Source organism: Mycobacterium sp. (assembly GCF_050701515.1).
Lineage (GTDB): Bacteria > Actinomycetota > Actinomycetes > Mycobacteriales > Mycobacteriaceae > Mycobacterium.
Window position 1 is genome coordinate 1 of the sequence record NZ_JBOGDB010000263.1, and the last position, 8,336, is coordinate 8,336.

At 66.4% G+C, this 8,336-nt stretch carries 9 protein-coding genes and 1 pseudogene; 6 read left to right on the forward strand and 4 right to left on the reverse strand.

Annotated elements, in window-relative coordinates; genetic code table 11:
* Positions 1-87: 87 nt before the first annotated feature.
* Positions 88-828, forward strand: coding sequence for a glucose 1-dehydrogenase (locus ACRDU5_RS19825; RefSeq protein WP_526616522.1), 741 nt, complete (start codon positions 88-90; stop codon positions 826-828).
* 108 nt (positions 829-936) lie between these two features.
* Here ACRDU5_RS19825 and tnpB read toward each other — a convergent pair whose 3' ends face one another.
* Both tnpB and ACRDU5_RS19835 read right to left on the reverse strand, forming a co-directional pair.
* Positions 937-2,592 (reverse strand): IS607 family element RNA-guided endonuclease TnpB, encoded by a 1,656-nt coding sequence (tnpB, locus tag ACRDU5_RS19830; RefSeq protein WP_526616523.1) that lies wholly within the window; start codon positions 2,590-2,592, stop codon positions 937-939.
* A complete protein-coding gene (locus ACRDU5_RS19835; protein WP_526616524.1) occupies positions 2,589-3,173 on the reverse strand; it encodes an IS607 family transposase in 585 nt (194 codons plus the stop codon). Before ACRDU5_RS19835 ends, tnpB begins: the two co-directional genes overlap by 4 nt.
* Positions 3,174-3,314: 141 nt before the next feature.
* On the opposite strand from ACRDU5_RS19835, the pseudogene ACRDU5_RS19840 reads away from it, so the two are divergent.
* Positions 3,315-3,974: pseudogene (locus ACRDU5_RS19840) on the forward strand (alpha/beta hydrolase); the annotation flags it as partial.
* 37 nt (positions 3,975-4,011) lie between these two features.
* Here the strand turns inward: ACRDU5_RS19840 and ACRDU5_RS19845 are convergent.
* Positions 4,012-4,716 carry a GAF and ANTAR domain-containing protein gene (locus ACRDU5_RS19845; protein WP_526616525.1) on the reverse strand — a complete coding sequence of 235 codons (705 nt, stop codon included), beginning with the start codon at positions 4,714-4,716 and terminating at the stop codon, positions 4,012-4,014.
* A 67-nt stretch (positions 4,717-4,783) separates the two neighbouring features.
* Between ACRDU5_RS19845 and ACRDU5_RS19850 the strand changes: the two genes are divergently transcribed.
* Positions 4,784-5,863, forward strand: coding sequence for a hypothetical protein (locus ACRDU5_RS19850; protein WP_526616527.1), 1,080 nt, complete (start codon positions 4,784-4,786; stop codon positions 5,861-5,863).
* Here ACRDU5_RS19850 and ACRDU5_RS19855 read toward each other — a convergent pair.
* Positions 5,835-6,332, reverse strand: coding sequence for a DUF1990 domain-containing protein (locus tag ACRDU5_RS19855; protein ID WP_526616528.1), 498 nt, complete (start codon positions 6,330-6,332; stop codon positions 5,835-5,837). The genes ACRDU5_RS19850 and ACRDU5_RS19855 overlap by 29 nt on opposite strands.
* Positions 6,333-6,369: 37 nt before the next feature.
* On the opposite strand from ACRDU5_RS19855, the gene ACRDU5_RS19860 reads away from it, so the two are divergent.
* Genes ACRDU5_RS19860 through ACRDU5_RS19870 form a run of 3 tightly spaced genes read left to right on the forward strand, consistent with a single transcriptional unit; the run spans position 6,370 to position 8,318 of the window.
* A complete protein-coding gene (locus ACRDU5_RS19860; RefSeq protein WP_526616530.1) occupies positions 6,370-7,242 on the forward strand; it encodes an aldo/keto reductase in 873 nt (290 codons plus the stop codon).
* 24 nt (positions 7,243-7,266) lie between these two features.
* Positions 7,267-7,893: a PaaI family thioesterase gene (locus ACRDU5_RS19865; RefSeq protein ID WP_526616531.1), complete on the forward strand. Its 627-nt coding sequence runs from the start codon at positions 7,267-7,269 to the stop codon at positions 7,891-7,893.
* Between the two features lie 20 nt (positions 7,894-7,913).
* Positions 7,914-8,318 carry a TIGR02611 family protein gene (locus ACRDU5_RS19870; protein WP_526616532.1) on the forward strand — a complete coding sequence of 135 codons (405 nt, stop codon included), beginning with the start codon at positions 7,914-7,916 and terminating at the stop codon, positions 8,316-8,318.
* The last annotated feature ends 18 nt before the right edge of the window (positions 8,319-8,336 follow it).

The window sequence follows — 8,336 nt, forward strand, 5'->3', positions numbered from 1 at the left end:
CCGCCCCTAACAGCGCAAACACGCCGACAACAATCGATCTACGGCTGTAGTACTAGGGCGCGCGACAAGGAAAGAGGAGAACACGGCATGGGACGCGTGGATGACAAGGTTGCGCTCATCAGTGGCGGCGCCAGGGGCATGGGGGCGGCGCACGCACGGATGCTCGTCAAGGAGGGTGCCAAGGTCGTGATCGGCGACATCCTCGATGACGAGGGCAAGGCGCTGGCCGACGTGATCGGCGACGCCGCGCGCTACGTCCACCTCGACGTCACCCAGCCAGAGCAGTGGCAGGCCGCGGTCGACACCGCGGTTGCCGAATTTGGCAAGCTCAATGTGCTGGTCAACAACGCTGGCATCGTGGCGCTGGGCCCGCTGAAGAAGTTCGATCTGGCCGAGTGGCAGAAGGTCATCGACGTCAACCTCACCGGCACGTTCCTGGGCATGCGGGCGGCGATTCAACCCATGATCGACGCCGGCGGGGGATCGATCATCAATGTGTCGTCCATCGAGGGCCTGCGCGGCGCCCCCTTTGTTCACCCGTATGTGGCGTCCAAGTGGGCGGTGCGCGGGCTGGCCAAATCGGCGGCACTCGAGTTGGCGCCCAAGAACATTCGAGTCAACTCCATCCACCCAGGCTTCATCCGGACCCCGATGACCGCGCATCTTCCCGAGGACATGGTCAAAGTTCCGCTCGGCCGCCCCGCCGAACCGGAAGAGGTGTCGACGTTCGTGGTCTTCCTCGCCAGCGACGAATCGTCCTATGCCACGGGTAGCGAGTTCGTGATGGACGGCGGTGTGGTGACCGACGTGCCGCATAAGGAGATGTAGCTCCGCCTGGGCCGAACCCTGCACGCACGATTCCGTGCATATTGGCGTGCCGCCTGAAAGAGCAGACGACGCCAAACCGTTGCCGTTGAGTGTGTTTTGGTGACACGCTCACGCGGCGTCCCCTTGCGGGGTTTGGGTTCTGGCCTCGCCGCTTCCGGCCTCACCAGGGTGGGGACTTGTGGAAGCTCCGCCGGCGCCGGATGGTCCGGCGTCCGCGCCATGGCCTGTACCAACCGAGGGTCCGGTTGGCCCGGGTACCGATGGGGCCGTGGTCCCGACTGGACCACAACTGGCGTGATCCGGCCAGTCACGGAGGTTGCGCGCAGCGTTTCTGTCGCGGTCAACGACGTCACCGGTCTGCGGGCAGACCAGCTTCTTGTCGAGGCGACCCTTGCCGATCAGCCGGCACGGCGTGCCGTCCGGTGTGGTATGGCCGTGGTGGATTTGGCTGGATGCGAACCAGCGATCCGCCATCGTCAGCAGGCCACCGCAACGGGCGCTCTTGTACGCCAGTTGCGGCTTGATTAGACCCATCGCGGCATCGGACACCGACCGGCGAAACGCCCGCCGGCCCATACTGCGTTTCATGGCGGCCACGTCGAGGTCTTCGATCACGATGTGGCCATAGCTGCCCGCCAGCTCGGTGGTGAGCCGGTGGGTGGCTTCCCGCCGCAGCTGCACGCACCGGCGGTCCAGCCGCGACAGCTTGGCTTTCGCTGCCCGGTGGCCGCGCGATCCGCGGATGCGGCGGGAAAGTTCACGTCCGGCCCGCCGGCGGGCGGCAAGCGTGGCCTTGAGCGGGGCCGGATTGGGGTATTCGATAACAGTTTCAGCGCCGGTGGCGGTGTCGATGGTGGCCACCGTGGCCAGCATCCGGATTCCCAGATCCATTCCGGCGCGCACCGTCGGCTGGGCAACCGTGTGCTCGGTGGTGGGTGTGCGTAGCGCGTAGTTGACCGCGACGAACAGCCGGCCCCACCGCTGCGACAGTGTCATGTTGAGGATCTGCGCGCGCCCGGTCGCGAGGTGACGTTGCACCCGGCGGGTGTTCTCCGTGGCCCGCAGCCCACCGATCACGGGCACCGTGATGGTGCGCCGATCGTCCTCCACCCGCATGGTCCCGGTGCTGAACCGCACCCGGCCCGCATCGCGGCGGGCAGACTTAAAGCGCGGGAAGCCTACCCGCCGGCCTTGACGGGTGCCGTTCTTGCTGGCCTTCCAATTGGCCAGTCCCCGTGCTAGATCGGCCAACCCCGACGAGTAGGCCTCTTTGGAGTTGTCCGCCCACCACGGGGCCACGGTGTCTTTGGCCCGGTTCCACGCCTTGCGCAGCGAACCCAGATCCCAGTGCACCGGCTCGTGCGCCGGATCGGCCCGGCCGGCGTCCAGATCGGCCTTCACTCGGGCCAGGCCCCAATTGAACGCTTTACGCCGGGCGCCGAAATGCGACCGCACCAGCGCCGCCCGGTCCGGTTCGGCGGGCCAGTCGACCTCGAACTTCGCCGCCGTCACCGTCCACCCGGTAGGCAGCGTCACACCAGGTGAGCCCGTGGCGGCATAACCATCGGCGTCCCCGTCACAGAGGTCGAACAGCACCGACACCGACTCCACCGCGCCCCGGTGGGCCTCGAAATCCGCACCGACATCCACATACCGCGACAACGTCGGCGTCCCATCAGGTTTCGGCTTACCCGCCAGCTGGACACCACCAGTCAAAGCGGCCACCCGAGCCGCCTGCTTGCGCGTGCGCATCCCCACGATCATGCGGCCTCGCCCGGATCGCGTTTGGTCGCGGTGATCGCCCGCATCGCCCGGTTGCGTGCTCCGCGCCGCCCATAGAGCCGAGCGCACATACTGGTCAGGACCTCGACCATGTCGCGCACCAGATCATCGGTGGTCTCACCGGGATCGGCCACCACGATCCGGCGGCCCTGCGCAGATAATGCCGCCTCCAGATGCTCCACCCCGAAGCGCGCCAGCCGGTCCCGATGCTCCACGACAATCACCCTCGCATCCGGGTCTGACAAGATGCGGCGCAGCTTGGGCCGCTTACCGTTCAGCCCAGACCCGACTTCGCACACCACCTGCCCCACAGACAGGTCCTGAGTGCTCGCCCACGCGGTCAACCGGGCTACCTGGCGGTCCAGATCCGCGCGCTGATCATGCGAGGACACCCGCGCATACACCACCACACCCGCAGCCGAACCCGACGCCGCGGCGGCGATCTTGACCAAAATCAGCCGGCCCACCCGCTCCGCGGGCACCGGCAGCGTCCCCTCCCGAAACCAGCGATAAGCCGTATGTCGATTCACCCCAACCGACTCAGCCCAATCCGCCAGGTTCACACCACCGATTAGAACACACTAACGCACACTTAAATACACTCGACACGCAACAGCTCATAACCCTCGATCCTTTTTCTGCACGGAGTATTCGGCCGCCCCTCGCTCATGGAGCCATAGGTCAGCTTCTTCGCGGACGCAGGCTTCGAATGCCACGCACCCGCCCTGCCCGGTCGCGACCCCACCAGCGACGACATCATGGCCCGAACGGGCATCCAGGACTGCTTCGAGGTCGCGCTCGACGCCTACGACCGACTCGACGGCCCGCCAATTGTGATCGGCCACAGCATGGGCGGCCTTCTGACCCAGAAGATTGCAGGCGAGCGCACGCCGTCAGCGGCGGTGCTGCTCGCATCCATTTCGCCCGGCGTGCTGTGGCCCCAGCTGCGAGCGCTGCCGCACCTGTTCCCGCTATTACCGCGAATCCTCGCCGGCAAGCCGTTTCTTCCGTCGGCGCGCACGCTGCGCGAAGTGCCGCTCAACACCCTTCCCGCCGTCGAACAGGACGAATTGTTATCGCGACTGGTCCGCGATTCCGGCCGGGTGTTCCGGGAGATGTCGCTCGGGGCTTCCTCCACAAAGGTGGCTGCGTCCGACGTAACCTGCCCGGTGCTCTGCGTGAGCGCAGGATCGGATCGCAATGTCGCACAATGGATATCGCGACGAATCGCCGCCCGGTATCACGCCGATCACCAGGTCTATCCCGGGCTGCCGCACTGGATCATTGCGGCGTCGGCGCTCGACGAGGTCGCACCGCCAGTGTTGGACTGGTTGAACAAGTCCCTCAACCTGGCAGGGGGATAAACGGATTAGCTCAGCGTTGTCGCCAGAAAGGAGGCGATCAGTCCGAGGACTGTTGCTTCGCGACGACGTCGGTGGCGACCTGGATCAGCGGCACATTGGAATCCTGGGACAGCTTGCGCAATAGATCGAAGGCCTGAATGGCGTCGATGCCGTAGCGCTCCATGACCATCCCCTTGGCCTGTCCGATGAGGTCACGACTGGCCAGCGCCTTCTTGAACTGCTCGTCGCGGCGGGCCGCGTTCCACGCCACCGACGAATGAGCCGCGAAAACCAGCCCGATGTCCCTGGTCTCCGGACCGAACGTGTTCGGCGTACCGGCGTAGACATTGAGCGCGCCCATGGTCTCGCCGGCGACGAACAGCTGAAACGCCATGACCGACCGGATCGGGGTCTGCGCCAACACATCTTGCGCGTACAGCGGAAACCGTCCATCGGTCTCGATGTTCGCGACGTGGATCGTCTTCTCGTCCCATGCCGCGGTCAGGCACGGCCCTTCGCGGTGGCGCTGCTGGATCTCGTCGAGCATTATCGGCCACTTGTGTGTCGCCGCCGGGGTGTCGATGTGTTTGGCGTTGCGAGTCACCGTTACCCCGGCGTACTGGGCACCGGGGATTTCGACGGCCGCGTGCTCGGCGAGCTCCGCGATGACGGTGTCAGAATCGGCGTCTGGCCGGGCGTACAGTTCCTGCACGATTTCGGCGATGCGTCGATGGGTGTTTTCCACCTGGCCAGGATCATTCACCAGCAATATCCGATCGTCGTGCTCCGATAGATTTCTAAGGCTAACGCGGGCGTAAAGCGGAGGAACCATGAACAGTCAACGGCGAGCTCGCCACGGCAAGATCACCCGCAGCGCTACGGGTCCTGGCGCCGCCGAAGCGTTCATCATCATCGCGATTGCGACCATCCTGATCACCCGGCTGTACCTGCAGCTGACCGGATATCCGCAGGTCGGCGGCGGCGATCTGCACATTGCGCACGCGCTCTACGGCGGTGCGCTGATGATGTTGGCCCTGATCATTGGTTGCCTAGTCCTCGGCTTCGGCGCCAGAACGGTCTGCGTGGTGCTCGGCGGGATCGGGTTCGGGCTGTTTCTCGACGAGGTCGGCAAGTTCGTCACCAAGGACAACGACTACTTCTACGGTCCCGCCGCCGAGATCATGTACATCCTGGTGGTGCTGATCCTTGTCGGCGCGCGGGTGATCCGGGATTTCCGGCCGCTCAGCGCTCAGGAATGCTTGGCGTCGGCGGCCGCGATCGCGGCCGACGGCGTCGCGCGTGGGCTGGCAGTCCGGCGGCGCGAGATCGGGTTGAGCCTCGCCGAACAGGCCCGGGCTCGGGGAGCCGACACTGACGAGGTGGCGAACGTGCGGGCGCTGCTGTTGTCGGCGGATCCCGCGTCGGATCGGCTATACGCGTTGCAGCAGAGCGTAATTCGGTTGATCCCCGGCTTTCTGCGCAGCCCGCGGTGGGTGCCGATCCTGGGCTGGCTCATGGTCTGCAGCGCGTTCCTGAGCGTTTTCTTCGGCGTCCTCGGTGTCGCGCTCGGCGGCTATTTGTACGAGGACAACCAGGTCACTCTCGAACTTGCCGGGTTGAGCGTCGCGACGGTCATCTTGTTGGTCAGCTCCGGTCTCACGCTTGGCATGGCGCTGCCGGCGATGATTGCGCGGCATCGCACCGACAGCGTCTGGCCGCTGGTCTGGCTGCGCAACGCCGCGCTGGTCTCCACGCTGCTCAACGCCCTGGTCGACTTCGCCACCCAAGGCTTCGGCGCGCTGCTCAACATGTCAATCGGCCTGTTCACGCTGGCGATCCTGTCCTATCACCTCGACGTCGCCGCCCGGTCCGTCCCGCCCGCTACAGCGCCGTCAGGTACCGCGAGGTGATGATCCGCTGCGCGAGAGAGGTGACCGGCGCGCCGAGCCTGCTCCACCACGTCGCGTGCCGGGAGAACGCGGTGACCTCGGCGTACACCTCACCGCTCGCCGGGTCGTAGCGGACGGCGAACAGCTCCTCACCCGATTCGGGATGGCCCGGCAGCGTGCCGTAGGCGAACCCGCGGTGGTCGGCTTTGTCGATCACATAGACGACCCGGCACGGCGCACGCAATGGGCCGAGGCCGACGAGCACCTCCGACCCAACGGCAGCGACCTCGGTGCTCGGCTCGACCCGCACGCCGGCCCCGCGCAGCATGGCCCAGCGCATCACCTTCGCCGCGGCCTCGTCGAAGCGATGCCGGCCCCGGCCGATCACCGCGGACTTGCATACGTGGTGATATCCCGCGGGCAGCGGGCCCGCGGTCGCGCCGACCTCGCGGTAGGTCAGCGGCAGGTTCGCAAGGTCACTCAGTCTCACCCGCTCACCATGCATCACCGGGCGTACGGTCGGTGAAGTGACCACGTCAACTGCCGCTCACGCATCGGGAACGTTCACCCTCGGCGGCGACCTCACGGTCAACCGACTCGGCTTCGGCGCCATGCGATTGACCGGTAGGGGGGTGTGGGGCCCGCCGGAGAATCACGACGAATGCATCCGGGTGTTGCGACGCGCGGTCGAGCTCGGCGTCAACTTCATCGACACCGCCGACTCCTACGGTCCCTACGTTTCCGAAGAACTGATCCGCGAGGCGCTGCATCCCTATCCCGACGGCCTCGTCGTCGCGACCAAGGCCGGCCTGCTGCGCACCGGGCCCGACGAATGGCCGGTGCTCGGATTTCCGGCCTATTTGCGCCAGGAGTGCGAGATGAGCCTGCGCCGGCTCGACGTCGACCGCATCGAGCTGTTCCAGCTGCACCGCATCGACAGGAAGTTTCCCGCCGAAGACCAGATAGGCGAACTCGTCACACTGCAACGCGAGGGCAAGATCCGCCACATCGGCCTGTCCGAGGTCGACATCGAGCAGCTCGAAGCCGCCCGGCAGATCACCCCGATCGTGTCGGTGCAGAACATGTACAACCTCAGCGCTCGCACCGCCGAACCGGTTCTCGAGGCATGCGAAGCCGCGGGTATCGGCTTCATCCCGTGGTTCCCGCTGGCGGCGGGGCCGCTGGCCGCACCCGACGGGCCGCTGCAGCGCATCGCCGCAGAGCACAACGCCACCCCGTCCCAGCTCGCACTGGCCTGGCTGCTCAGGCGCTCGCCGGTGATCCTGCCGATCCCCGGCACCTCGCGGGTGGCCCACCTGGAGGAGAACGTCGCGGCCACCGAGATCACGCTGTCCGACGAGGAGTTCGAGACGCTCAGCAACGCCGCATCTGCCGGCTGAGGTGCCAGGCAATACGGTGAGCGGGTGGCCACCGATCCCAACGAGGCGCATGCCGGTGGCGGGTTCAACCCGCCGGTACCTACCAGCCACGGCGGACCGGACTATGGCCGCTTCGTCGAGGCCGTCCGCGACCTGCAGGACCATGCCCGCGCGGTCGATGCTCCCGACGACGTGATCACCAAGGCCGCCGACCTGATCGAAGCGGTATCCGACCTGCTGGCGCCCTACGACGCCGACGAATGGAATTCACCGTCCGGTCGTCGCATGGACCTGCCTAACCGCGGCAACATCATGCAGGTGCCGGTGCAGCTGGAGAAGACCCCCGACGAGCGGATCGGCGGGGTGGCTCGTTTTCGCCGGTTTCACCTCGGCCGCAATGGCGCGGTGCACGGCGGCGCGGTGGCGCTGATGTTCGACTCGCTGCTCGGCTTCACCGCATTCAAGCTCTCCAGAAGCCTGAAGCAGCGCACCGCCTATCTGCACGTGGACTACCGCAGCATCGCGCCCATCGAAAAGGAGCTGCAGGTCGACGCGGGCATCGATCGCACCGACGGGCGGAAGATCTTCGTCACCGGACGGCTGCTCGATGGTGAGGCGGTGCTGGCCGAGGCGGAGGCACTGTTCGTCAAACTCCTGCCGGGACAACCGTGACGGATCAAGAGCGACCCGGGATGCGACGACGCTGGGCGCGCCGGCGCGACCGGCTGCGGGACCGGCCGCGGGCCGAGTTCGTTTACCGCATTGTTGTCGGAGTGGTCGGTCTGGCCGTCCTCACCGTCGGCATCCTCGCGATTCCGTATCCCGGTCCGGGCTGGGCGATCGTGTTCGTCGGCCTCGGCATCCTGGCCACCGAGTTCGAGTGGGCGCGGCGGCTGCTGGCGTACGCCAAGGAGCGTTACGACAAGGTGATGCACTGGTTCCACCGGCAAGGCGCGATCGTGCAGATCCTGGGCGGGTTGCTCACGGCATTGATCGTTGCTGCGACGCTGTGGCTGCTCGGCGCGCTCGACTGGTCCGGTGAGGTCGTCGGCATCGAACACCGATGGTTGAACAGCCCGATCGGGATCGGGGACTGAGCACCCGCACCGATAGCA